Annotated in this window: 20 protein-coding genes; 15 read left to right on the top strand and 5 right to left on the bottom strand. The window is 60.6% G+C overall.

Annotated elements, in window-relative coordinates; genetic code table 11:
* The first annotated feature begins 75 nt into the window (after window positions 1-75).
* The 5 genes from Q7U39_15105 to Q7U39_15085 all read left to right on the top strand — a co-directional run bounded on the left by Q7U39_15105 (window position 76) and on the right by Q7U39_15085 (window position 3,500).
* Window positions 76-498, top strand: a complete 423-nt coding sequence (locus Q7U39_15105) for a phage holin family protein (protein MDO9119288.1) — start codon at window positions 76-78, stop codon at window positions 496-498.
* Between the two features lie 388 nt (window positions 499-886).
* Window positions 887-1,714: an AI-2E family transporter gene (locus Q7U39_15100; GenBank protein MDO9119287.1), complete on the top strand. Its 828-nt coding sequence runs from the start codon at window positions 887-889 to the stop codon at window positions 1,712-1,714.
* A gap of 136 nt (window positions 1,715-1,850) precedes the next feature.
* On the top strand, window positions 1,851-2,405 hold the full coding sequence (locus Q7U39_15095) for a hemerythrin domain-containing protein (protein MDO9119286.1): 555 nt from the start codon (window positions 1,851-1,853) through the stop codon (window positions 2,403-2,405).
* Window positions 2,406-2,444: 39 nt separating this feature from the next.
* Window positions 2,445-2,789 carry a hypothetical protein gene (locus Q7U39_15090; GenBank protein ID MDO9119285.1) on the top strand — a complete coding sequence of 115 codons (345 nt, stop codon included), beginning with the start codon at window positions 2,445-2,447 and terminating at the stop codon, window positions 2,787-2,789.
* 81 nt (window positions 2,790-2,870) lie between these two features.
* Window positions 2,871-3,500 carry a hypothetical protein gene (locus tag Q7U39_15085; protein MDO9119284.1) on the top strand — a complete coding sequence of 210 codons (630 nt, stop codon included), beginning with the start codon at window positions 2,871-2,873 and terminating at the stop codon, window positions 3,498-3,500.
* A 72-nt stretch (window positions 3,501-3,572) separates the two neighbouring features.
* Here Q7U39_15085 and Q7U39_15080 read toward each other — a convergent pair whose 3' ends face one another.
* Both Q7U39_15080 and Q7U39_15075 read right to left on the bottom strand, forming a co-directional pair.
* On the bottom strand, window positions 3,573-4,301 hold the full coding sequence (locus tag Q7U39_15080) for a Crp/Fnr family transcriptional regulator (protein MDO9119283.1): 729 nt from the start codon (window positions 4,299-4,301) through the stop codon (window positions 3,573-3,575).
* Window positions 4,302-4,381: 80 nt separating this feature from the next.
* Entirely contained in the window at window positions 4,382-4,612 is a 231-nt protein-coding gene (locus tag Q7U39_15075) for a hypothetical protein (protein MDO9119282.1), read from the bottom strand.
* Between the two features lie 1,123 nt (window positions 4,613-5,735).
* Here Q7U39_15075 and Q7U39_15070 point away from each other — a divergent pair.
* Both Q7U39_15070 and Q7U39_15065 read left to right on the top strand, forming a co-directional pair.
* On the top strand, window positions 5,736-6,074 hold the full coding sequence (locus tag Q7U39_15070; GenBank protein MDO9119281.1) for a hypothetical protein: 339 nt from the start codon (window positions 5,736-5,738) through the stop codon (window positions 6,072-6,074).
* A gap of 7 nt (window positions 6,075-6,081) precedes the next feature.
* Window positions 6,082-6,750 carry a DUF2238 domain-containing protein gene (locus Q7U39_15065; GenBank protein ID MDO9119280.1) on the top strand — a complete coding sequence of 223 codons (669 nt, stop codon included), beginning with the start codon at window positions 6,082-6,084 and terminating at the stop codon, window positions 6,748-6,750.
* Window positions 6,751-6,755: 5 nt separating this feature from the next.
* Here the strand turns inward: Q7U39_15065 and Q7U39_15060 are convergent, their stop codons facing one another.
* On the bottom strand, window positions 6,756-7,859 hold the full coding sequence (locus Q7U39_15060; GenBank protein MDO9119279.1) for a glycosyltransferase: 1,104 nt from the start codon (window positions 7,857-7,859) through the stop codon (window positions 6,756-6,758).
* A gap of 300 nt (window positions 7,860-8,159) precedes the next feature.
* Here Q7U39_15060 and Q7U39_15055 point away from each other — a divergent pair, with 300 nt between their 5' ends.
* The 8 genes from Q7U39_15055 (at window position 8,160) to Q7U39_15020 (ending at window position 23,700) form a co-directional block, all read left to right on the top strand.
* Window positions 8,160-13,364, top strand: a complete 5,205-nt coding sequence (locus Q7U39_15055; GenBank protein MDO9119278.1) for a CheR family methyltransferase — start codon at window positions 8,160-8,162, stop codon at window positions 13,362-13,364.
* Between the two features lie 194 nt (window positions 13,365-13,558).
* A complete protein-coding gene (gene kaiC, locus Q7U39_15050; protein ID MDO9119277.1) occupies window positions 13,559-15,307 on the top strand; it encodes a circadian clock protein KaiC in 1,749 nt (582 codons plus the stop codon).
* Window positions 15,304-15,600: a circadian clock KaiB family protein gene (locus Q7U39_15045; GenBank protein ID MDO9119276.1), complete on the top strand. Its 297-nt coding sequence runs from the start codon at window positions 15,304-15,306 to the stop codon at window positions 15,598-15,600. Before kaiC ends, Q7U39_15045 begins: the two co-directional genes overlap by 4 nt.
* A 4-nt stretch (window positions 15,601-15,604) precedes the next feature.
* Window positions 15,605-15,970: a circadian clock KaiB family protein gene (locus Q7U39_15040; GenBank protein MDO9119275.1), complete on the top strand. Its 366-nt coding sequence runs from the start codon at window positions 15,605-15,607 to the stop codon at window positions 15,968-15,970.
* Window positions 15,971-15,984: 14 nt separating this feature from the next.
* Window positions 15,985-18,567 (top strand): PAS domain-containing protein, encoded by a 2,583-nt coding sequence (locus tag Q7U39_15035; protein MDO9119274.1) that lies wholly within the window; start codon window positions 15,985-15,987, stop codon window positions 18,565-18,567.
* A gap of 299 nt (window positions 18,568-18,866) precedes the next feature.
* Entirely contained in the window at window positions 18,867-21,482 is a 2,616-nt protein-coding gene (locus tag Q7U39_15030; GenBank protein MDO9119273.1) for a PAS domain S-box protein, read from the top strand.
* Window positions 21,479-21,949 carry a response regulator gene (locus Q7U39_15025; protein ID MDO9119272.1) on the top strand — a complete coding sequence of 157 codons (471 nt, stop codon included), beginning with the start codon at window positions 21,479-21,481 and terminating at the stop codon, window positions 21,947-21,949. The genes Q7U39_15030 and Q7U39_15025 overlap by 4 nt, the downstream gene beginning before the upstream one ends.
* Window positions 21,946-23,700: a response regulator gene (locus Q7U39_15020; GenBank protein MDO9119271.1), complete on the top strand. Its 1,755-nt coding sequence runs from the start codon at window positions 21,946-21,948 to the stop codon at window positions 23,698-23,700. The genes Q7U39_15025 and Q7U39_15020 overlap by 4 nt, the downstream gene beginning before the upstream one ends.
* A gap of 193 nt (window positions 23,701-23,893) precedes the next feature.
* On the opposite strand, the gene Q7U39_15015 is transcribed toward Q7U39_15020, so the two are convergent.
* Window positions 23,894-24,481 carry a porin family protein gene (locus Q7U39_15015; protein MDO9119270.1) on the bottom strand — a complete coding sequence of 196 codons (588 nt, stop codon included), beginning with the start codon at window positions 24,479-24,481 and terminating at the stop codon, window positions 23,894-23,896.
* Window positions 24,482-24,734: 253 nt separating this feature from the next.
* Window positions 24,735-24,989 (bottom strand): CsbD family protein, encoded by a 255-nt coding sequence (locus Q7U39_15010; protein ID MDO9119269.1) that lies wholly within the window; start codon window positions 24,987-24,989, stop codon window positions 24,735-24,737.
* Between the last annotated feature and the right edge of the window lie 407 nt (window positions 24,990-25,396).

Genomic DNA, 25,396 nt, shown 5'->3' with positions numbered 1-25,396 from the left:
GCGGCCGATACCTGCTCGCGCATCTTTGCCGGGGTTTATGGGGAGTGGTTCCTGTCGAAACAAGGCGAAATAACGATGGCACAAGCACAGGACAGAGGTCGATCGTGGGTTGAAACAGCGGTGGTGGGACTCTTCGGAGATCTTCGTACTCTCGTGCGGCAGGAAATGGTCTTGGCGCAACACGAGGTGCAGTACGAGATCGGAAAAATCCTCAAGGCGGTTGTGTGGTTCGGGATGGCCGCAGGACTCGCTCTGACCGGATCGGTCGTGGTGGCCGCGGCCGCGGTGCTGATGCTTGTGGAGTTTACGGGCCTGCCTGCATGGGCCTGTGCCGGAATTGTGAGCGTCGTGGCCTTAGGAGGGGCGTGGGGACTGATGGCCGCGGGGCTGCGTGTCGCCAAGTCCGTTCGCCTCGTTCCCTTCCGGGCCGTGCGAACAGTCGTGGACGATCTGAAGGGGATGGCAGAGCGGGTGTGTATGCGCTGGACCTCAATTTAGAACCTGGGACCCGTTACCGTAGTCTGACGAAGTGAGTCCGCTTCCTCGATTGGCTTACCGGTTTTGAGCCCCATGTCTAAACGACAGCTGTTCACAGGGACTTTTCTGCTGCTGTTTCTCCTGCTCCTGTGGGAGCTGGGATTCATTCTGCGTCCGTTCTTCTCACCGATTTTCTGGGCTCTGATCCTGGCAACTACGACCTATCCCGTATACGTCCGGCTATTGGGACGCACCGGCCGGCGCGAAAATATTGCCGCGGGAATCATGACCGCGGGGGTCTTCCTTATGGCGGTCCTGCCAGCCGTGTACGGGATGATCCTCGCCGGCCAGCAAGGCAGAGGCGTATCAGCTGGCTTCAGAATGGCTGAAAGAAGGGCATCTCAAAGACGTGGGGGCTGTGTTGGCCAGAATCCCCGGGGTGGGCGGGGTGAGCCAGGAGCTGGTGGGCCATCTCGTCGTGACCGGCAGCGGCCAGATCGAGTCGTCCCTCCTGGAGGGCGGGAAGGCAGTCAGCGCGTTTCTGCTTTCCCAAGGGGTGGATTTTGCCAAAAATGCGCTGCTCCTGGGCACGGACTTTCTCGTCATGCTCTTCACGCTTTTCTTCGTATTTCGCGACGGCCCTCAATTGTCCGACACGATTGTCCGTGCGCTTCCCATGGAACGTGAGCACAAAGTGAAGATCTTCGAGCGGCTCAATACGACGATCAAGGCCGTCGTAAGAGGGACTCTGTTGACCGCCGTTGCCCAGGGTGTGACGGCTGGGGCGGCCTACGCTCTATTGGACGTGCCTTTCGCCGTATTTTTGGGCGCCTTGTCCGGCCTCCTCTCGTTGTTGCCTGTCGGGGGGACGGCCCTGGTCTGGGGGCCGGTCTCACTGTATCTCTTACTCAGCGGCGCCGTGACCAAAGGCCTCATCCTGATCGGCGTCGGAGTCGGCCTGGTCGGCCTCATGGACAACCTGCTGCAGCCGCTCCTGGTGGGTGGACACGCTCGCCTTCCGGTGCTCCCCCTGTTCTTAGCATCGTTCGGGGGGCTCGCCTATTTTGGATTCCTTGGTCTGTTTCTCGGCCCTCTGATTCTCGCCCTTGTGCTCGAAACGTTTACGATCTATCGGGACGACTATCAGCTGCAAGAGGACATTGTGATCATCGACGGCGTGACGAATCCCCGCGACGATCCTCGAGTGCTTCATGAATTGACCGGAAAAACTTTGTGAACGCGGTTCGATCGTTTCGCGCGGATTCCTGGGACTCGGGGAATTCCTAGTAGCCGATGGCGCGGAGTCATGCGAGGCTCCGCGGTAAGTAGTCTTGCACCGATTGTCGATTCCGTAACCGGACAGGAGGAGGCCTATGGCTAATCATACTGATGCGGATGCCAAGGTGACCATTATCACGTTGATGCTCCGCGAAGATCACCAGAAAATCGCGCAGCTGTTCCATCAGTTCAATGAAACACCGAGTGCCAATGAGAAGCGCACCATCGTGACGGAAGCGATCGCAGCACTAGAGGTCCATGCAACCCTCGAAGAGGAGCTGATTTACCCTGCGTGGCAGCAATATATAGACACTCGCGATCTTATGAACGAAGCCTTCGAGGAACATCATCTCCTTGGTGTATTGATCAAAGAGATCAAGTATATGGACCCGGAGAACGAGCGGTACAATGCCAAGTTTCGGGTCCTCAGCGAGCATGTCACACGACATATCAATGAGGAAGAGGCGAAAATATTTCCCCGAGCAGAACGGGCTCAACTGGACTGGGACCATCTGGCGCAGCATGTGTTACGGCGGCGTCAAATGTTAGAGCAAAAGGACCCTTGGATCTTGGGAGTGCCCGTGTCTTTCAGCTCCCGCGCAACACGCGGTGCAGCCCGTGCGGCCTTGCCCGGTAGATCGGGGGGCTGAAGAGTGCATTCGTAACCGGTCGAGAATAAGGAGGCTCATATGGTGCGGGGAAAAGAATACGAAACAAAACCAGGCGGAGGGTTGATCGGGCAGGCAGTGGCGGGGGCAACGGAACAGGCTGAGGAAGTATCCGAGTCTATCGATCAGACGATGGACTCGGCGGCGCAAGCCGTACAAGACACGATCCGCCGTACCAAGAAAACCGCCGCCGCGGCGGTGCAGTCGGTTGCGGACGGGGTCGAGACCTCCACGGAGTATCTCAGCGAGCGTGGAGTGGCCGGGGTGGTCGAAGATTTGGAGACACTGATCCGTCGCTATCCCTTGCAGGCCCTCTTGATCGGGCTCTCGCTGGGATACCTGTTCACTCGATCGCGCCACCGGTAGGGCGCGCAGGCGGGTCGGAAGGTGTCGGACTTGAGCGCTCCTCAACCAATGCCCTGACCTCAGGGGAAAGAGAGCAACATCATGGACACAAGTGCGGATCGCATTGCCCGAGATATCAAAGCTATCGCTCAGACCAGAGCAGCGATTGCAGAAAAATTCGGTGACATCGAGCAACACGTCGGACAGACGATGCAACATGCGAGGGTGACAATGACTCGGTTGGCGGATCAGACGGTCTCGACAATGCGTCACACAATGCAAGCGACCAAAGATGCCCTCGATCCCAGCGTGCATGCCGCACGCCACCCATGGACGTTTCTGGGCGGGGCGCTGCTCCTCGGCTGTGCGGCCGGCGTCGCCTCCCGCCGTGGATGGCGGCTTACCGCTGGAGTGGTTCCTTATTATCCGCCTGCAGCGGAGGGTGCGGCAGTGATGCCGGCGAGTGCGTCGGTTTTCTCCGGACACGAGCAGTCCGGGGTGTATCCCTTTTATCCCTCCAAACCAGCCCGGTTCGACCTCCCAACCCTGCGGGCCGAATTGGAGCAAGCTATTCAAGACGAACTCGGCCGGGTACACCATAGTGTCATCCGATTCGGACGCGGCCTTGTTCGTAAGATGGCTCATCAGGTTGTTGCAGTCTTCGTGCATCTGGTCGGCGGCAGCAACTCAGACCGGCGTGGGGGTTCCGCTCACGCCTCAAGGCGCGATTAGCTCTTAGCTCTCCAGCCGGTGTCTTGTCGATTCGCCAAATCAATGAGCGTCTGGAGAGACCTGCAGGTTGGATTAAGAAGCAAGGACGACATTGAGAAGCGCCCCATGCACATGCAGGCCGGCATTGTGCCGGTATTCAATGAAGCCGAGCTTCTTGAATCGATTGAGGAAAAAACTGACTCGGGATCGTGTTGTGCCGATCATTTCGGCAAGCGTTTCCTGGCTGATAGGGGGAATCACGGGCTTCTGCTTCTTGTCGCTCCCAAAGTGAGCGAGCAACAGGAGCCGCCGCGCCAGCCGCCTCTCGGCTGTATTAAAGTGATGATCGATCAAGTCTTCCTGGAGGCGAAGATTGCGGGTCACGAGATGAGCCATGAACATTTCGGAGAATGCCGGCTCGTTGCGGAGGGCCCGGCTCATGGCGGTCCGGTCGATACGCACAATAGTCGAGGCGCCCAGGGAAGTGGCGGTCGACGGGTATGTCCTCTGCCCGGTGAGGCAGGTTTCGCCAAAGAAGTCTCCGCCTTCCAATATGGTGACGACCGCCTCTTTGCCTTGCGTGGACAGGACCGTGAGCTTGACTAGCCCATCCTGAATGTAGAACACCTCATTGGCCATATCTCCTTCCGCAAACAGAACCTGCTGCTTGTGACACCGTAGAATGGTTCTTCCCTCCCCGCCTTGCGTCAGAAAGACGTGGGGATTGAAGGGCATGGAACCGGACTGCGCCAGAGGGCTCTTTCTGTAGGGTCGCTCCTTCGCCTGGTCGCTGGTTTGTGCTTGTGCAAATCCGTTGGTCATCGCGGAAACTCCTTTGATGAGAAGATAGCCTAAGTTATCCCGACTGTTCGATGGACATGTCCGAACGCGGACTCTTCGGGTCACTCCGTGACGGCATAAACGGACGCAGGATTCGAGCGATGCCGCAGGATCACCTCGTCAATCACGTCGCCGCATTGGATGCAACGGAACGCCCATAAGGCGCTCGAGGGAATGTCGCTCGGACGATCGGTCCATACGTCATGCACCATGTGTCCGTGACATCGCGCGCAGCTCGTATGAACCGACTTGCCGGTAATCGCCTCTGTGGTTTCATACATCATCGTGTTCATCTGGATCTCCTCTCGATGTGTAGTGCAGGTGGATTGAATGACTGAGCCCGTTTGAATATGCGTACTCTACTGGCGCCGGCGCTCTGAGAGTCCTCGCAACTTCCCTAGTTCAAGCACTCGATTGCCCTGGTCGTGGGGGAAATATAAAAGGACGATCACCCCCCTCCCTGCCTCATCAAGGCATTGGCAATGTTGATGAGAACTAGCAATTCAGAACGCCGGGAAGGCTGAATGACAGGGCTTTAGATTACGTGGAGCAGACCTGGCAGTCTCAGATACGAGACCGTGCGTGAGATGGCGTGAATCAGGGATGAGCGGAAGAGTCGTGTAGAGGAATATCGAGCACCAGAGCGGTTTTTGTCCGGTCGAAGATTCCACCAGCCCACCGATGCCCAATAGCGTGCCGCAACTCTGCATGCCGGCGAGCGGCGGCGAGCAGTCGAGTGTAATGGTTCTTCAGCTGAGGATGAGCAGGGGTAAAGCCTTTTTGAGAAGCCTGGGTGCCGTTCAGGTGTCCTCCCGACGATCCGCGCATTGATAGTGGTGGGCGACAGAAATTTTGGAGCCTAGGAGGAGGGAACCATCCTCGCCTCATAGGGTCACACGTATCAGAGGCCGGACAGAACTAGGGGCCTTACCAGTGAGAGGAGGAACGCCGATCGCGATAGAATCATCCGGAGAACGCGGTCGCAGCGCGAGAGATCAGATCGGCGAGAGATTGAGGCTGGGTAGTTTACAGCGCGAGAGGGAAGTATGAACAGGATGAACCAGGCAGCATGGATTACGATGTGTTGCGTCTGCCTACAGGTCAGGAACGATCGAGAGGAGAGCGATGTGCCCACTCGCGCGGTTCGCGAGCAGTGGATGTCATTGAGATCCCTATTGCGTATCCACCGCATTGACGGAAATGAATGCCGGTTGACTCATACCTACTGCCCGCGATGTTTTGATCACTTTATGGCGCAATTAGCGCTCAAACGCCAGAGACAAGATAGTGAATCGTCGCTTTCCCGAGAGGTCTTGAGCGCTGAGCCCATCACGACCCTCACGCATTACGGCTAGTCTGAGCCGATTGTTTTTCAGTCAGCTGAACCCGTACGCGAATTCAACAAGTGAGCCAGCCATGGGAAATATACCCTTCAGTGGATCTTTCGCAGTTCTGTGCCTGGTCGCTGCCATGTCGATGGTGGTTGTACCGGTGCAGGGGGCTGATCTTTCCAATGGGGAACAAGGAGAGGTTGTCACAGGTGTTCTGACAGAATATGACAAGACCGAAATGCACGCTTCAGTTCAAACAGACGTGGAGCGCGTGGAGCGCGTGGTGCGCGTCAAGGTGATCAACCAGGAGCTCTTTCAACGGTTGTCCATCGGCACAAGAATCAGCGTTCGCATCAATGACCGTGGGGAAGCGCTCAAGGTGATAGAAGTGCCGCTTCCGGAACTGCAAACACCTGTTCACTGATCAGGCCATGACGGAGAATCAGAATGGGCCGGCGGACAGGCAGAACGGCCGAATACTGGTGGCGAACTCCTCGATCCTCGCAGGCATGCTCTCCGTGTATGCCGGCTTATGGATCGCAATGGCGATCGATCCGATCGATCGCGCAGACTGGCTCGTGGAAAATATTCTCAGTCTCGCCCTGATCGCCCTGCTGACGGCGACCTACCGGCGTTTCGAACTATCTCTTTGGTCGTACCTACTCATCACGGCATTTCTCGCGCTGCATACGGTGGGCGCGCACTACACCTATGCGAAGGTGCCGGCGGGATTCTGGGTGCAAGATCTCTTGCATCTGAGCCGCAACCCCTTCGACCGGATGGTGCATGGTGCCTACGGACTGTTGTTGGTCTATCCGATCCGTGAGGTGCTCGTGCGCCTCACGGGACTCAAGGGGTTTTGGGCCGACTACCTTCCAGTCAGCATGGTGCTGGCACAGAGCGGACTGTTCGAAGTCATCGAAGCCCTGGTGGCAAGCAGGGTCAGCCCGGAGTTGGGCGCGGCCTACTTGGGTACGCAAGGCGATGAATGGGATGCGCAAAAAGATATGGTCGCAGCCCTCCTCGGCGCCATCGCGACGACAAGCGTTACGCGAATGGTCCGTACTTTCTGTCCGCCCTCGGTCACTCGCGCCCGCTAAAGGCGTCAGTCCGCAACCGCCACAGGCCTCCGATCAGCCTGGGCCATCCGGCCGGCTGCCCCGTCCTCCCGGTGCGACGGGGCGGCGCCGGTCAGGCGCGCATACAGATCGAGGTATTGATCCGTCATCCGCTCCGCGCTCAACCGTTTCTCAAAGGCGCCCCGGCATTCTCTCCGATCGATATCCCCGATCAATGGTACCATCTCGATCATCTCCTCGAGACTCTCACAAGCGAATCCTGTGACATGGTCGTAAATCATCTCCGCTGCGGGGCTCCCGTGAAAGGCCAGGACCGGAGTGCCGCAGGCCAGCGCTTCCGCGACGCAGAGTCCGGAGGCGTGCGGTCCGTCCTGGGCGCAGACCAGGGCCAGGGCGTTTCCCAGAAAATCGTGAGTCTCTTCTTCGGTGAGCGCGCCGACCCATTCCACTCCGTTGCCGGCGCTCAACAACTCCATCGGTATCGAAAGCGGAAAGGCATCGGTGTGGTCTTGCCGGGAGGCGACGCGAAGCAGGAGGTGGGCGCGCCGCGCGATCTCGATCGCGAGGCCCAGTCCCCCGTCCATGGAAAGACTGCCGATAAAGGCCAAATACTGTCCGGGCCACGGGTGAAACCGGTACAGCTCGGCCGGCACGCCGGGATAAATGGTCTGTTCCCAGGGCGCCCACGCCAGGGGCCGCCGCTGGGCATGAGAGGTCGACACCAGCGGCAGGTCCTGAAACGGGGTGAATGCCGCACTGTACTCCGGTGCATCGAGCCGCTCCACAACCGTTGCCAGCGTCGGGGTGGCACAGGGCTGCGCCAGCGGGAAGCCGTCGACTCCAAAGTGCGAGTGGATGATGTCGAACTCGTGGGCGCGAGGTCCGAACACCTGTTCGAGGACCAGGACCGCCGCGCTTGCCCGGCCCCAGTTTGCCGGCCCCTGGGAGAACGGCGCCGCGCCGAAGGGTTCAAGCTTCGCGCTGGTGCGGGCATCGGCGCTCGCAAACAGCGTGACCGCGTGGCCCCGGCGAACGAGTTCGTCGATAAGATACGACACTGTCCGTTCAGCGTCCGAAAGGCCGTCGGAAGGCAAGCGGTTCCACAGAGGCGCGATCTGAGCGATTTTCATATGAGACCGTCCTTTCTTGTCGAATGATTTTGCCGCTGGATCCCTTGCGCGGCCGCCCTTGCAAGGACCTGTTCACCTGTATCGCACCCGGTGCGCGAGGAGCACTCTGAGATTCCCTAGTCCATCGGTCAGCGCAGGATCCCGCTCGGGAGGGCAAAGGCGGATCGAAAAACTAGGGATTTCCCTAGGGGACGCGATCTGCTGGTGTTGTATGGTGAAGAGCCGCGGAGACAACGTGGGGAGGCATTGCCTTCCCTTGGCGGCGGAGATAAAATCGCCCTTTTTCCAAGGTCTTCGAGTATGGCACCGCGCCGCACAACAACCGCTGCTCGCGCGACACAGCGCCGCCAGTCCGCTGCGGTTCGTTCATCTTCCCCTGCCGTCGAGCGCGGGAAGGAGGACGGGACGGACAATGGCCGCCGCATGCTCATTGTCGGCATCGGTGCATCCGCCGGCGGACTGGAAGCCTTTACGCAGTTGCTCACGCATTTGCCGCTGGATACCGGTATGGCGTTTGTGTTGGTGCAGCATCTCGATCCCGACCATGAGAGCGCGCTCACGCAACTCCTCTCACGTGCCACGCGGATGCCGGTGAGCGAAATCACTCACAATCAGGCGCTCCAGGCCAATCAGGTCTATATCATTCCGCGCGACACTCACCTGAGAATCGTGGATGGCCTGTTGAAGCTCGGGCCGCGCGCGCGGACGCGCACGCCGCATCGGCCGATCGATGCATTTTTTGAATCGCTGGCGCAAGACCAGCGAGACCGGGCCGTCGGCGTCGTGCTGTCCGGCACGGCCAGCGACGGCACGCTCGGGTTGGAGGCCATCAAGGCCGAAGGCGGCATCACCTTCGCGCAGGACGATTCGGCCAAGTACGATTCGATGCCCCGCAGCGCCGTGGCCGCGGGCTGCGTCGATCTGGTGCTGTCGCCGTCGGGCATCGCCGAAGAGCTGGCGCGGATCGCCAGGCATCCGTCTGTCGCCGCGGATCTGCGCGATTTGCCGACGCGCGCCGAACAGGATCGCGAGGAAGCGATTGCGCATCAGGATGACGACCAGCCGCTGCCGTCGGGCGGGCGCGCAACCGCGCCGACGGGCGGAAGGCAGGCGCGCGGCGAGGCCGAGCAGGAGGAGAAGCCTCCGGGGAAAGGCGCGGGAGACGGCTACCATACAATTCTGCTGCTCCTGCGCAATCATTGCGGCGTCGACTTCTCGCTCTATAAGTCCAACACTATCCAGCGGCGCATCGCCCGGCGTATAGTCCTTACCAGGCAGCAAGGGTTGGAGGGCTACTCCGCGTTTCTCCGGGGCAACGCCGAGGAACTCGACGCGCTCTTCTCCGATGTGCTCATCAGCGTCACGAGCTTCTTCCGCAACCCCGAGGCGTTCGAGGCGCTCCAGCGCGACATCCTGCCCCAGCTCATGGCGGCGCAGCGCGGCGACGAGCCGGTCCGCTTCTGGGTGCTCGGCTGCTCCACCGGCCAGGAGGCGTATTCCCTGGCCATGGCCTTCGTGGAAGTCGCGCGGAAGGCCACCCGCGCGCACCCACTCCAGATCTTCGCCACCGACCTCAACGAAAAGCTCCTGGAGAAAGCTCGGCAGGGCCTGTATGCGAAGACGCTCGCCCAGGACATCTCGCCCGAACGCCTGCGCGAGTTTTTCAGAGAGGAGGACGGCGGCTACCGCATCAACAAAGCGTTGCGCGAAATGGTGGTCTTCGCGCGGCAGAACCTCATCGCCGACCCGCCCTTCTCGCGCATGGACCTCATCAGCTGCCGGAATCTGCTGATTTATCTCGAGCCGAGCTTGCAACAAAAAGCGCTGCCGACGTTCCATTATGCGCTCAAACCCCATGGATACTTATTGCTGGGCGCCTCGGAATCCGTCGGCGAATTCACCGACCTCTTCGAGCCGGTGGACCGGAAACACAAAATCTTTTCCAAGAAGGCCGCGCCGACTCGGGGGTTTCCCCTTTTGGCGGGGAAAAAGCAGGCCGAACTGGATGCGCGCGGCCCGCGGCCGCGTCCGATCCAGAAGAGGGGCCTGCCGGTGGGAGTGGATCCGCCGGAGGATTTCCGCGGCGAACTCAACGCTCAGCGTGAGGCCGATCGGATCGCCGTCGTCCAGTTCGCTCCGCCGGGGGTGCTGATCAACGACGACCTGCAAGTGCTGCAGTTCCGCGGGCCGACGGGGGCCTATCTCGAACCCCCCGCTGGCAAGGCGAGCTTCGATGTATTGAAGATGGCGCGCGAAGGGCTGATGCTGCCGCTGCGCGCCGCCATCAACCAAGCCAAGCAAGGCAACAAGACCGTACGCACGGAGCGCGTCCGGGTCAAGCGCGACGGCGTGACCCGGACCATCGGCGTGGCGGTCATCCCGCTGAAAAACTTGCGGGAGCGCTGTTTTTTGGTCGTCTTCGAAGAAGCGGGCAAGGCCTCCCTCGCGCCGCCGCCCCCGACGCCGCCCGCGCGGCCGCTGACCGCGCGGCAGGAGTCGCACCGCGTCGCTGAACTCGAAGCCGATCTGTCCGAAACCCGCGAGTATCTCCAATCCGTTCAGGAGCAGCAGGAAGCCGCCCACGAGGAACTCCAAGCGTCCAATGAGGAAGTCCAGTCCGCCAACGAAGAGTTGCAAAGCATCAACGAGGAACTCGAGACGTCCAAAGAAGAGTTGGAATCGGCCAACGAAGAGCTGACCACGGTCAACGAGGAAATGACGAACCGGAACGTCGAGCTTTCCCGCCTCAACAACGACCTGGTCAACCTCCAGACCTCGGCCAAACTCGCCATCGTGTTGCTGGGGCGCGATCTGACCATTCGCCGGTTCAGCGCGCAGGCGGAAAAGCAGTTTGATTTGCTGGCGGCCGATATTGGAAGGCCGATCAATCACATCCGGCACAACCTCGTGGCGACCGGCAGCGGGGAATCGCCGCTCGATCTGGAGGTCCTGGCCGGCGGAGTCATCGCTGACCTGCGCGAGCAGGAATGCGAGGTGCGCGACAAAAGCGGCCACTGGCATGCTCTTCGCGTGCGCCCGTACCTGACGCTCGACGGCAAGGTGGACGGCGCGGTCCTCGTCCTGGTGGACATCGACGCTGCCAAACGCAACGAACAAAACGTCGCGGCCGCGCTGAAGCTCGCGGGGGACACGCTCGAGACGGTGCGCGAGCCGCTGCTCGTGCTCGATGAGCAGCTGCGCGTCGAACGCGCCAGCCGCGCCTTTTATCGCATCTTCCAGGTGGCGCCCGCCGAGACGATCGGCCGGCGCATCTACGACTTAGGCAACGGCCAGTGGGACATCCCGCGCTTGCACGAGCTGCTGGAGCAGATTCAGCCGTCTCACGGCAGTATCGAAGAGTTCCGCGTGGATCACGTCTTCAAACACCTGGGCCGCCGCATCATGCTGCTCTATGCCCGGCGCATCGAGCACAGCCAGAATGGGATGAACCGCATTCTCCTCGTCATCGAGGACATCACCGAACGTACACAGGCGGAAGCCTCGCGGGCCAGACTTGCCGCGATTGTGGAATCGTCGGATGACGCCATCCTCAGTAAAGACCTTCACGGCATCATCACCAGTTGGAATCAAGGGGCCCGGCGGCTGTTCGACTATACGGCTGAGGAAGCGGTGGGCGGGCCGTCCGCGAGGCTGCTTCCGCCGGACCGTAAGGACGAGGAGAAGCGTAATCTGGAGCGGGTCACACGTGGCCAAAGTACCGAGCATTACGACACCGTCCGCAGGCGCAAGGACGGAAGCCTCGTCGGCGTGTCGCTGACCGTTTCGCCTATCAAGGGCGCCGAGGGCCGAGTCATCGGGGCGGCGGAGATTGCACGCGATATTACGGAGCGGGAGCGAGTGGAAGCGGCGTTGCGTCAGAACGAGACATTGTTTTCCACCCTCATCGAACAGGCGCCGGTCGGCATGTATGTCGTCGACGGCCAATTCCGCGTGCAGCAAATCAATTCGAGAGCCCTCCCGGCGTTCGCCTCGGTGCAGCCGCTGATCGGCCGCGATTTTTCAGATGTCGTCAGGATTCTGTGGGGTTCGGAAGTCGGCGGACAAGTCGCGGACATTTTCCGGCACACCCTGGAGACCGGTGAGCGGTACATCTCACCTGAATTTTCCAGACGACGCTACGATCTGGGCGTGGAGCAATCGTACGATTGGGAAACGCAGCGGGTCACCTTGCCCGACGGTCAGGTCGGGGTGGTCTGCTATTTCACCGACACCACCGAACGCAGGCAGGCCGCAGCGGAGCTCGAGCAGCGTGTGGCGGATCGCACGCAGGAACTCACGCAGCTACACGAGCAATTGAGGGCCTTGACGACGGAGCTGACCCTCACCGAGCAGCGGGAACGCCGGCGCCTGGCGACCGAGCTGCACGATCATCTGGCGCAACTCTTGGTGCTCGGGAAAATGAAACTGGGCCAAAGCAAGCGCGTGACGCAGCCGCGGGAGAGACGCGACGAATTGGTCGAAGAAACGGACGAGGTGTTGTCCGAGGCGCTGGCCTACACGCGGACCTTGGTGATCGATCTCAGCCCTCCGATCCTCCATGAGTTTGGTTTGCCGGCGGCGCTGCGCTGGCTGGGCGAGCGGATGCAACGGCATGGGCTGGCCGTGACGGTCCGGATCGAGACCGAAGACCTGTCGTTGCCGGAGGATCGAGCCGTGCTGCTGTTCCAATCGGCTCGCGAGTTACTGATCAACACGGCCAAGCATGCGGGAGTGGGCGTAGCATGGGTTTCGCTCGAATATCGGCAGGAGACGTTGCAGATTGAGGTGCGCGACGAAGGCGTCGGTTTCGATCTTGCTGCTGCTGCTGCTGGCAGTTCTACTATGGCCATGTCCTCGAAGTTCGGTCTCTTCAGCATTCGGGAACGCATGCAGGCGCTGGGCGGGAGCTTCGAGGTGCAATCCGCGCCGGGTGCCGGGACAACGGCCACGCTGCGGTTGCCGCTGGCGGGGTCGCAGGCACGAATATCGAGGCGCGCCGCCCTCGGCGCGGTCCAAGAGGCCAGCGAAGTAACAAACGTAGCCTCTGTATCCCCGGCCTCCAGTCCCTCACTCCGCGCGGCCGCCAGCATTCGGGTCCTGCTGGTGGACGATCACGCCATGGTGCGGCAGGGCCTGCGCACGTTGCTGGACTCCTATCCCGATGTGGAGGTGGTGGGCGAGGCCTGCAACGGGGAAGAAGCGGTGGCCTTCGTCGAACGGGTGCAGCCGTCTATCGTCGTCATGGACATCAATATGCCGAAGATGAACGGCATCGATGCGACGGCCGCGATCGTCTCCCGTTACCCGGGCACCGTCGTCATTGGTTTGTCCGTGCAAGCGGGCGGCGAGAACGAGGAGTCTATGCGGAAGGCCGGCGCCGCGATGCTCCTCACCAAGGAGGCGGCAGTGGATGACCTCTATAAGGCGATCCGCGAATCGCTGGATGTGAGACTCAAGGAAAATGTGCCGGAGCAAGGTATAGAGCCGGCCCCGCCAAACTCCTGAAGCAGGAGAAGCAGGGGATGAATTATATCGAGCGATTCGGGAGACGAGGACCCCTGCCGGCACGAAGCGCCCACAACGTGTCGGGACAATCCCATGGAGTATGGCAGGGTGCCACGGTGCGTTGAAGAGTGACGGTTTCTCATGGGGGCCCTGTCCCAATAGGATCTTCCTCTTATTCCAAGGAGCGACCACTCATGGCAAAACTATCCCGACCGATGATCTCTCCTCCGCCACAGCTTTCCAAGGCGCCCACCGGCATCACCGGTCTCGATCAAATCACCGGCGGCGGGCTGCCGACCGGGCGGCCCACGCTCGTGTGCGGCTCGGCGGGGTGCGGGAAGACGATGCTCGCCTTGGAGTTCCTCGTGCGCGGGGCGACGCAGTTTGGGGAGCCGGGGGTGTTCATGATGTTCGAGGAAAATGCGCAGGAGCTGACTGACAATGTGCGCTCGCTCGGCTTCGACTTGGACAAGCTCGTGGCGAAGAAACAGATCGTGCTCGATCACGTCCGCGTTGAGCGCAGCGAGATCGAGGAGACAGGCGAGTATGATCTCGAGGGGCTCTTCATCCGGCTCGGGCACGCCATCGATGCCATCGGGGCGAAGCGCGTGGTGCTCGACACCGTCGAAGCGCTCTTCGCCGGGCTGCCGAATCATGCGATTCTCCGCGCTGAACTGCGGCGACTGTTTCGCTGGCTGAAGGACCGCGGCATGACGACCATCATCACCGGCGAGCAGGGCGAGGCCTCGATCACGCGCTACGGGCTGGAGGAATACGTGGCCGATTGCGTGATCACGCTCGACCACCGCGTGGCCGAGCAGATCTGCACGCGGCGGCTACGCGTGGTGAAGTATCGCGGCACGGCGCACGGCACGAACGAATACCCGTTCATCATCGGCGAGCGCGGCATGTCGGTACTGCCGATCACGTCGCTCCAGCTCGACCACCGGGCCTCCACGGAGCGCATCCCCTCCGGCATCGCGGCGCTCGATGCCATGTTAGGCGGCCAGGGCGTGTATCGCGGCAGCAGCGTGCTCTTCACCGGGGCGTCGGGCACGGGCAAAAGCAGCCTTGCCGCGAAGTTTGCCGAGACCGCGTGCCGCCGCGGCGAGCGCGCGCTCCTTTTCGCCTACGAGGAATCGTCCGAGCAACTGCTACGCAACATGCGCTCCATCGGCATCGCCCTTGCGCCGTGGGTGAAAAAAGGGCTGCTCCAGATTCAGTGCTCGCGCCCGTCGATGCACGGGCTGGAGCAGCATCTCGTGATGATGCACGAGATGGTACTGGCGTTCCGGCCCGGCGTCGTGGTCGTCGATCCTATCAGCAATTTGTCGCTCGCCGACAGCGAGGCGGAGGTGAAGCCCACGCTGATGCGGCTCATCGATTTAGTGAAGCAGTTGCAAATCACCTCGGTCTTCACCAGCCTCACGTCCGGCGGCACCTCGGCGACCGCGCCGGAGGATAGCCAGGTCGGCGTGTCCTCGCTCATGGATACGTGGCTGCTGCTACGCAATGTGGAATTCAACGGCGAGCGCAACCGCTTGATTCACGTGATGAAATCGCGGGGCATGGCGCACTCGAATCAGGTGCGAGAATTCGTGCTGAGCGACGCGGGCATCGACCTCCGGGCCGTGTATCTCGGCGGGGACCGCGTGCTCACCGGCACCGCGCGCGTGGCGCAGGAAGCGCAGGAACGCGCCGCCGCCGGGCTGCGCCAGGAGGAACACGCGCGCAAGCTCCGGCAGCTCGCCGCCAAACGAAAAGCCCTCGAAGCGCAGATCGCCGCGCTCCGGACCGAGGGCGAGGCCGCGGAGGAAGATGTGAACTTTGCCATCGCCCAGGAGACCTTGCAAACCATGAACACGCAGCAAAACGCCGGCGCCATGGCGGCCCTGCGCGGCGGCATCAAAAGCGGCAACAGCCGGACGAAAGGAAGCCGATGAAAAAGGAGCCACCTGCAAAATTTGAACTCCGGCTCTACGTCGCGGGCCAGACGCCGAAATCGCGCGCGGCCCTGGCGAATCTCCAGCACATCTGTGAGACGCACCTCGCCGGACAATACCGCATTGAGATCATTGATCTGATGATTACGCCGCAGCTGGCCGCCGGGGACCAAATCTTCGCGGTGCCCACGCTCGTCCGCCGCGTACCCGAGCCGATCAGAAAAATCATCGGCGACCTGTCGAACGAAGCGCGCGTGCTCGTCGGCCTTGACGTGCAGCCGGTGAAAGAGTAACCGCATGAAGAAAAAGATTCCCGCCACAGACCGTTTCGCCGAATTTGAACAAGCGACTGTCGGGAGCGCGACGGCCCGTTATGTCCTGCGGCTCTACATCACCGGCACCACGTCCCATTCCACCCGGGCGATCGTGAATATCCGGAAGATTTGCGAAGAACACCTGCAAGGACATTACGACCTTGAAGTCATCGATATCTCCCAACACCCGACGCTGGCCAAAGGCGAGCAGATCATCGCCGCGCCGACCTTGATCAAAAAAGTTCCGCTGCCCCTGCGCCGCTTCATCGGCGACATGTCGCAGACCGAGAAGATTCTCCTCGGGCTGGATCTTCGCAAGGCACGGGAGAAGGCAAGCCCTCTCACCTAACCTGGAAATTTCTCATGGCAAAGCCCCCCCCCACGGTTCAGACCCTCCTTCAGGAAAACCGGGAGTTGCGTGCGCGGCTGGAGGAGTCGGATTCTACGCTTCGCGCCATCCGTGAAGGTGAAGTCGATGCGCTCGTGGTGGAGGGTGCGGCCGGCCCGCGGCTCTTCACCTTGCAAGGCCTCGACGCCGAGCAGACCCGCTTCCGCAGCGAGATGCTCGCGCGGGTCAGCGATGCGGTGATCGCGGTGGACGCCGAGGAGCGCATCACTTTCCTGAACGCCGCCGCCGAGCGTCTATACGGCGTCCGCTCCGACGATGTGCTCGGTTGCACGTTCACCGAAATGTTCACCCCGCACTGGCCGAGCGCTGAGGCTGAAATCACGATGCGCACGGCGCTGCGCGAGCGCGGCGAGTGGCGCGGCGAGCTGATCCACCGCGCGCCCGACGGCCGTGAGCGGCACGTCGAGATGAGCACCACCGCCCTGCGCGACCCCGACGGCGCGGGCACCGGCTACATCAAGGTCATCCGCGACATCCTCGACCGCAAGAAGCTGGAGGAGGAGAAGGCGGACGCGCTGCGGCTGCTGGACACACTGCTCACCCGTGCGCCCGTCGGGTTTGCTTACTTCGACCGCGACCTGCGGTATGTGCGCATCAATGAACGGCTCGCCGAGATGGACGGCATCTCCGTCGCGGCGCACCTCGGGCGGACGGTGGGGGAGATTGTCCCCACGCTGGAGGGGGCAGTGCGGGAGGCGACCGAGCGCATCCTCGCGACCGGCGAGGCGGTGCTCCATCACGAGTTCAGCGGCGAGACGGCGCTCGCGCCGGGAGCCACCCGTTATTGGAACGAGAGCTGGTATCCGGTGCATGGCGAGGGCGGAGAGATTGTCGGGTTTGGCGCAGTGGTGGAGGAAATCACCGAGCGCAAGCAGGCGGAGGAAGCGCAGAGGCAGAGCCGGGAGCGCATCCTGCTGGCGAGCGAAGCCGCGCAGATGGGCTTCTGGTCGTGGCGGCCCGACGAAGATTCCGTCCTGTGGGAAACCCAGTATCCGTATCGGATACTGGGCGTGCCGCTAGGATCCCCGCCGGTCACTGCCGCCCGGTTCGTCGCAGAGTTCATTCATCCCGACGATAGGCCCATTTTCGAGCAGGCCGTGGCCCAGACGTTAGAGGCGCGGGAGCCGTTCGCCTTTGTGGGGCGCATCCGCCGGTCCGATGGCGAAGCGCGCTGGCTCGAGTTCACCAGCAAAAGGGACGCGGCGGAGAACGGACGCGCCACGCGCATCATCGGGACGGTGCAGGACATCACCGACCGCCTCCTGAAAGCGGAGGCTTTACGCGCGAGCGAGGAGCAGTTCCGCGCCTTGGCCGGCCAATTGGAGCATGTGGTGAAGGAGCGCACCGAGGAACTGGTCCAGTCGCAGGATCGCTTGCGGGCACTCGCGACGATGCTGAACCTTACCGAGCAGCGGGAACGCAAACGCCTGGCTGACGAACTGCACGACTATCTCACGCAATTGCTCGTGCTCGGTCTACTCAATCTCGGTCAGATGAAACGAATCGGTTTACCTCCGAAAGCAGTGGAGAAGGTCCAAGAAACCGAAGGGGTGCTGACCCAAGCGTTGACCTACAGTCGCACCTTGATGGCCGAACTGAGTCCGCCGGTCTTGCAGGAACATGGTCTTCCGGCCGGACTTAAGTGGCTCGGCGAACAAATGCAGCGCCAGGGGTTAATGGTGCTCGTCGAGATCGGCAATGCCTCGACGGGGTCCCTGTCGAATGACTGCGCGGTGCTCCTGTTTCAGTCGGTTCGTGAGCTGCTGATGAATGCGCTGAAACATGCGGGTTGTCAACACGTATACATCCGTCTGCAAGAGGGGGAGCGTCGGCTGTGCATTGAGGTGCGCGACGACGGCGTCGGCTTCGATCTTGCTGCTGCAGGCTGTTCTACTACCGCCATGTCCTCTAAGTTCGGACTCTTCAGCATTCGGGAACGGATGACCGCGCTGGGCGGGTGGTTCGATCTGCAATCGGCGCCGGGCGAAGGGACCACGGCCACTCTTATGCTGCCTGTAGACAGCACAAGTGAGCCGAGTTCTGAGTTGCAAGTTTTGAGTGCTGAGTTGTCCGATCAGGGACGAAACTCAGGACCCAGAACTCCAAACTCAAACCTGCACCAGCAGGACGCGAAGATTTGCGTCCTCCTGGTGGATGATCATGCCATGGTGCGGCAGGGCTTACGCACGGTGCTGGACGCCTATCCTGATGTGGAAGTGGTGGGCGAGGCCTGCAACGGGGAAGAAGCGGTGGCCTTCGTCGAACGGGTGCAGCCGTCTATCGTCGTCATGGACATCAATATGCCGAAGATGAACGGCATTGATGCGACGGCCGCAATCGTCTCCCGCTACCCGGGCACCGTCGTCATTGGTTTGTCCGTGCAAGCGGGTGGCGCGAACGAGGAGGCGATGAAACACGCCGGCGCTGCCCTGTTGCTCACCAAGGAGGCGGCGGTGGATGAACTCTATCGAGTGATTCGCGAGACGCTGGGCGCGAAGCTCAAAGGGACTGCTCTGGGCGCCGGGTTGGATAAGTGACGAGGCGGGGGGCGGAGCGGCAGGCTCACACCTGATGTGTCCGGTCACACGGTGAGGCCCAGACGGTGTTCAATGAGGGCAACTCGTTGTTCCAGGGTTTCCACTCGCAATCAATCTTGTGCCTAACGAGGGCCCGGGTGGCGAGAAACGCGAAAGGGGCCGCGCCGAGTCTTCGTCGAACAACCCACCGTTTATCCTCCGACTAGGGATTCCCCTAGGGGACTCGGAGAAGCGCCCTGCCTTATACTATGCCCCGGTCGGAATAAAGCTGTAGGAGTTCGCTGAATCGTGAGCGATCGATGACGGGTGACAGCTCGGGTTCCGCTATACTCGCGGAAAATCCTCCGCAGCCGGCTCGGGCGCGTTCCACGCTTCGGGCATACGGTGTCGGAGTGGCCTGCGCGGCCGGCGCGATACTCCTGCGGGCCTTGTTCGATCCCGTAATGGGTCCTCAGCTCCCGGTTACTACCCTGTTCGGTTTCGTAGCTCTAGCAACGTGGTACGGGGGATGGGGGCCGGGTCTCCTCGCTGCGCTCGTCAGCTACCTTGCCGCAAACTGGCTGTTTATCGAACCACGGTTTGCATTCAGCGCCGGCCCCGAAGAATTGTGGGGATTCGGGATCTATTTATCAACCATCGCCGTCATTATTGCGGTCATTGAAAATATGCGGCCGGCGCCTGGGGCCGGCTTCCGCGCGAATGTGAACGACGCGGGGGAGGAGGCAGGGGGTGTATGCGGCCCCGGGCCGAGCCGGACCGGACTCATCATGACGGTCGGGGTGCCGGTTGCCGGATTGCTCCTCATCGCCGGGTTTTTGTTATGGCAGATGAAGCAGTTATTGGACGCCAGCGGACGGGTGGCCCAGACCGATGAAGTGATTATGGCGGGAGAGAATCATCTTCTCCAGCTCGTCGAGATGGAATCGGGGTTGCGGGGATATCTGTTGACCGCAGACCGCCGGTTTTTGGAACCCTATGAGCAGGCGAGACAGAATATCGATCTCTCGGTCGCTCGCCTACACGTGCTGGTGTCCGATAACCGTCCCCAGGTCTTGGTGGTGGAGGAGCTGCAAGACCTGACGGCCCAGTGGAAAGCCCTTGCCGAAAGGATGATGACGGTCTCGAGGAGAGGTCAGGCTGATTTCGCGCTGCAGGACCAGGGGAAGCACCTCATAGACGGCATCCGCAATAAGATCGCCGCCTTTCTTGCCACCGAGCGGACATTGCGGGATGAACGGAGTCGTCAGGTGCAAGGGCGCGGGCAATTCTTCTACGGCATTACGCTGTCGCTGTTGCTGGGGGCCGGCACGTTAATCGCGCTGCTGATGATCCACCACCTGCGGGCGCTGGCGGGGACTTATGAAGCGGCCCTCCGCACCAGGGATGCGCAGGCGAAGGGCTTGCGCGAGAGCGAAGCGCGGCTCCGCTTTGCCCAACAAGCCGGTCGAGTCGGCACATTCGAGGTCGATCTGCAGGCGGAGGGCTTCATCTCGAGTCAGGGAATGGAGGCGCTGTATGGGCTGCCGCCGGGAGAATTCCCCACCACCCAGGCGGCGTGGGAGAGCCTGGTCCATCCCCAAGATCGGCCGAGAGTGTTCCAGCAGTTCCGGGAAGCCAATGAGACGGGCGAGCGGGATGGAGAGGAGTTTCGCGTGCTGTGGCCGGACGGGAGCGAGCATTGGCTGATGGGGCGTTGGCACACGATGATCCAGGGGACCTCCGGCTTTCCGACGCGGGTCCGCGGAGTCAATATTGACATTACCGACCGCAAGCAGGGAGAGCAGGCGGTCGCTAATTTAGCTTCCATCGTGACGTCGTCTGACGACTCGATCATCGGGATCGATCTGCGGGGCATCGTGACGAGTTGGAATCACGCAGCAGAACGCTTGTTCGGGCATACCGCAAAGGAAATGATCGGACACCCCGTGCTTCGGCTCATTTCTCCGGAGCGGCAGGACGAAGAGTCTCACATTCTCGAACGGATAGTGCGGGGTGAGGTGATCGAGCGTTATGAAACGGCTCGGCGTCGCAAGGATGGGACCGAATTAATTGTTTCTCTGACCGTGTCACCGGTAGTCAACTCCCAAGGAAAGATCATCGGCGCCTCGAAGATCGCGCGGGATATCACGGATCAGAAACGTGTGGAGGAGTCGCTGCTGCAACGCGACGCGGCGTTGACGACTGCCAACGACGCTTTGAAGAGACAGTCGGCGGCGCTGGCCGAATCGAACAAGGACCTGGAAAGCTTTTCCTACTCGGTGTCTCACGATTTGCGCGCCCCCCTGCGCACCATCGACGCCTTCAGCCGGATCGTCGAGGAAGATCACGGCCTTCTCTTGAACGCCGAAGCCCGTCGCTGCCTGACCATTATCCGCAAGGCCTCCGCGCAGGCCGGCGAGCTGATCGACGATCTGCTGGAGTTGTCCCGGTTGGGCCGCCAGGGCCTGGAGATCCGTTTAGTCACGATGACAGAGCTAGCGCGGGAGGCGGCGGACGAATTGAGGATCGTGCAGGAAAACCGCACCATAGAACTGACCCTGCAGGACTTGCCCTGCTGCCACGGCGACCGGCGCCTCTTGAAACTCGTCTGGAGCAATTTGGTGACGAACGCGTTCAAGTATACTCGGTATCGGGATGAGGCTCGGATCGAAGTCGGGTGGCTGCCGGACGAGATGAACGCAGATGCGGTCACGTACTACATCAAGGATAATGGCGTCGGGTTTGATATGAAATATGCGCACAAGTTATTCGGGGTATTTCAACGGTTGCATCGGAAAGAGGATTTCGAAGGCACCGGCGTAGGATTGGCGATCGTCCAGCGCATCGTCCACCGCCATGGCGGGCGGGTGTGGGCAGAGGGCAAGATAGACTGTGGCGCCACCTTCTTTTTTTCCTTGAGAAAGGCCACCGCATGAGGCAGGGGACGGAGATTTTATTGATCGAAGATAGTCCGGAGGATGTGGAAATCACCCTGCGGGCGTTTGAGAAATATCATTTGGCGAACAGGATTCATGTGGTGCGGGACGGCGAGGAGGCGTTGGAATGTCTCTTCAGTACCGGGCGATACGCCGGGAACCCCCTCAGCTCGACCACCCGGCTGATTCTGCTCGACCTGAAACTTCCCAAGGTCGACGGGATGGAAGTCTTGCATCAGTGCAAATCGGATCCGCGTACCAAGAACATTCCTGTCGTAATACTCACGTCCTCCAAAGAAGAGCGCGATCTGGTCGAGAGTTACAAGCTCGGGGTGAGCAGTTATGTGGTCAAGCCGGTCGACTTTACTCAATTCACCGAAGCGGTCCGGCAATTGGGACTCTATTGGATGATGCTGAATCAGGTGCCCTTGGAGCTTTGCCTCGGGGAGAAAGAGGTAAAAGCATGAGTGTTTTGCGCGTCTTATTCGTCGAAGACAATCCGATCGACGCCGAATTGGCCCTCCGGGAATTGCAGAAAAGCGGCTTCGCCATACAATGGCAGCGCGTCGATACGCTGGCGGACTTCACCTATCAGCTGTCCCATAAACAGCCGGATCTGATTATTTCAGACGATGCGATGCCGCAATTCAGTTCGGGCGAGGCCTTGGATTGTTTGCGGGAAAGGGGGCTGCAGATTCCCTTCATCGTCGTGTCGCATGCGATCGGCGAAGAGGAAGCGGTACAGTTGGTGCGCAACGGCGCGGATGATTATCTCCGTAAGGACCGGATGGGCCGTTTGGGCGAGGCGGCACGCCAAGCATTGGAGAAGCGGCGATTACGCGCGCAATACGCCGGAGCGCAGAAACAATTGGGGCTGTTGAATCGAGAATTGGAGAAGCGGGTCGTAGAGAGAACGGCCGAACTCGAGGCGGCCAATCGCGAGAAAGCTCACGAACTTCACGAGCGTCAACAGGCCGAAGCGCGGCTTCGCCAGCTGGCCGACACACTGGAGGAGCGGGTCAGTCAGCGAACGCAACAGCTTGCGGCCTCGTACGACCGGCTCCGGGCTCTCGCTACCGACTTAACAGTCGCGGAACAGTCGGAGCGGCGGAAGCTGGCGATAGAGTTGCACGACTTTCTGGCGCAGCTGCTGGTCGTGACTCGGATGAAGGTGGCACAGCTGCTGCGACAGGAGCCCGCGCCGGACGTGAGAACGGTACTGCAGGATGCCGATGGGCTACTCCATCAAGCTCTCGATTATACCCGGTCGTTGGTCTCCGAACTGACCCCGCAGGCTTTGTACGAGCGCGGTCTGGGCCCTGCTCTCCAGTGGCTGGGCGATCAAATGCGTCGACAGAAGCTCCTGAACGTCGAGGTGTCTGTTCGCGAAGCCGACCTGATACTTCCAGAGGCGGATGCGGTGTTGCTTTTCCACTCGGTTCGGGAATTATTGTTCAACGTGATCAAGCATGGACAGACCGATCAGGCGGCCATTTCAATGAGCTATGCCAAGGGTGAATTAATCCTCACTGTGTTGGATCACGGATGCGGCTTCGATCTCGAAAAATTGAACAACGATCATTCCGATCGGTTCGGCCTGTTGAGTATTCGAGAGCGGATGATGGACCTGGGTGGAAGATTCGACCTGCAATCGGAACCGGGCAAGGGAACGGTTGCGTCGCTCCATCTGTCCTGTACGTCGGTTGCCGTGGGCACCGAGGCCCCCACGGCCGACATGGAGCAGCCGGCTGCCTCAGAAGGCGCGATCCGTGGGGGGCACTGCCAGCCTAGCGCGTCAGGCGATAATCTTTCCGACGGAAAATTATCGACCGCGGTCCGGGTACTGATTGTCGACGATCACCAACTGGTGAGAGAGGGTCTGCACTGTCTTTTGAGAGAATACGCCGACCTGAGCGTGGTCGGGGAGGCATCTACCGGCCGTCAGGCGCTTCAATTGGCTGGTACGCTCATGCCGGACATCGTGATTATGGATATGCAAATGCCCGGTTGGAATGGAGCGGAAACTACGAAAAGGATGTTGAAAGAATACCCATTGATCACGGTGATCGGCCTTTCTGTTCAAGCCGATCCGCATATTGAGCAGGCCATGCTCGAGGCAGGGGCTACCACCTTCTTACCGAAGGAAGCGATCAACACGGACCTCTATGCCGCCATTCGTCAGGCCTCTGGCCGTTCATCCTCCCCCAAGCCCACCTAAGTAAGGTACCCTCCTGTGAGCTGACGGCAGGCAGATGTCTCTCCTGGAAGAGACTGGGAGCTCGTCTCGTCATGCCTATCTTGAACAGGTGGCCGTTCGTGAAGTGATCCTTGTCGTTGCAGACGATCGTGCTTTCCTGTTTGGGAAAGCCGCTTCACGAACGAGTCCACTCGTCGCTCTTTCGCCTCGGCGCTTAGAAGTGGAAGTTGAGGCCGACGGTCACCATGTGGCCATTGTCGTTGAAGCTTTTATCTTTGATGTTCTGGTCTTTCGATTGAATATCTTCCAGCCATAAGTACCGGTACGTGCTGTCGATCGATACGTGGTCATTGAAAAAGAATTGGAGCCCCCCGCCGGCGTGGAGGCCGAATCGATTTTGCGTATCGTCGAAGTTGCCCGGTCCTTTCACCGTGGTGTAGTACCATCCGCCGCCGCCGAGCAGAAATGGAGCCAAGCGGGTGTGCCCTAGCGGGTAGATGAGTGCAGAGACTTGCACCGGGTAGGTATGGATACGCGAGCCCGCCGTATCCTGGCGGCGATAATCGGCGGATCCTTCGAACGACAAATATTTGAACGGATTGATCCGGACCTGCGCGCCGCCGAACCACCGGGACTGCCCTTCTTTTGGGTCGGTATAGGTCGCGCGGCCGCCTAGGGAGAAGAAGCCGATATCCATTTGCTGAAACAGGTCGTTATCCGCGGCTGCGGCCGGTTGAGGAGCGAGTCCGGGCAATCCGGACAGCATGAGAGCCAGGAGTGGGACGGCGGAAAGAGTACGCATTATTGCCCCTCTTTTCGATGGTGATGTGCGTCCGATAAACGCCGGAGTTGTGTATGCCTGCTTCATAGGTGTTTCCTTTTCTTGGTTTTGCGCACGGTCGGTCAAAAGCGGTGCGTTGGGCGATAAAGCCCAACGCACCGGTCGTCGTCGATTCTTCCCTACAATAATGAAGCGCCTGATTCGGCGGTTTGGTTCTGAAGAAACCGTGCGGGAGAAGCGACTGACGGTCTTTCCCTGGTTCCGGTTCATCCGGTTATATTCGCCTCTTCTCTCTGACCGGCTTCGGCCCGCGCGAGGCCGAGTCGGGGGATTGCTCGGCGCGGTACCAGTCATCGACCCAGCGTGTAACCTCGTCCTTTCGGTCGGCATACCTCTCCTGCATCAGTCCTTTGAACTTGTCGTAATCCCCTTCGATGGTCATCAGGTCGTCGTCGGTGAATGCCCCCCACTGTTGTTTGAGCTCGCCTTTGAATTGACTCCACTTTCCTTTGAAATGATCGCTGTTCATCGTGTCTCCTTTTCGATGAGTAAGTATTGAATAATTGGAGCACCCGCGTGCGGCGCGACGGATGCCTCCGTCTGGTCTTCTCGCGCGGATGATCATTCCCCTTGCCATTGTGGGGTTATAGCTGGCCTCGGGGGAGAAAAGGACTGGGCGCACCCCTAGTTTATTCAGCAGTAAACCCTAATGCAGACAGGGGCATCGAACATGGCAAGTGAGGCAAGACTTCTTTTGCAAATCCGGAAAAGAGGTTCATAACCTACGCACATATACTTGGAGAAGTCGGACGAACCGCGCGAGGGCTCAGCGCAGCCTATTACTGAGCCAAGCCCTCGGGATTCTCGTTACTTTCCTCCGCTTCCGGACCCACTGGTCGGACCAGTGCTGCTACCACCCATTCCGGATGACCCGCT

It is taken from the genome of Nitrospira sp. (genome assembly GCA_030653545.1).
Taxonomy (GTDB): domain Bacteria; phylum Nitrospirota; class Nitrospiria; order Nitrospirales; family Nitrospiraceae; genus Nitrospira_D.
The sequence above is the reverse complement of the archived record's forward strand: the minus strand, read 5'-3'. Positions and strand labels throughout refer to the sequence as shown.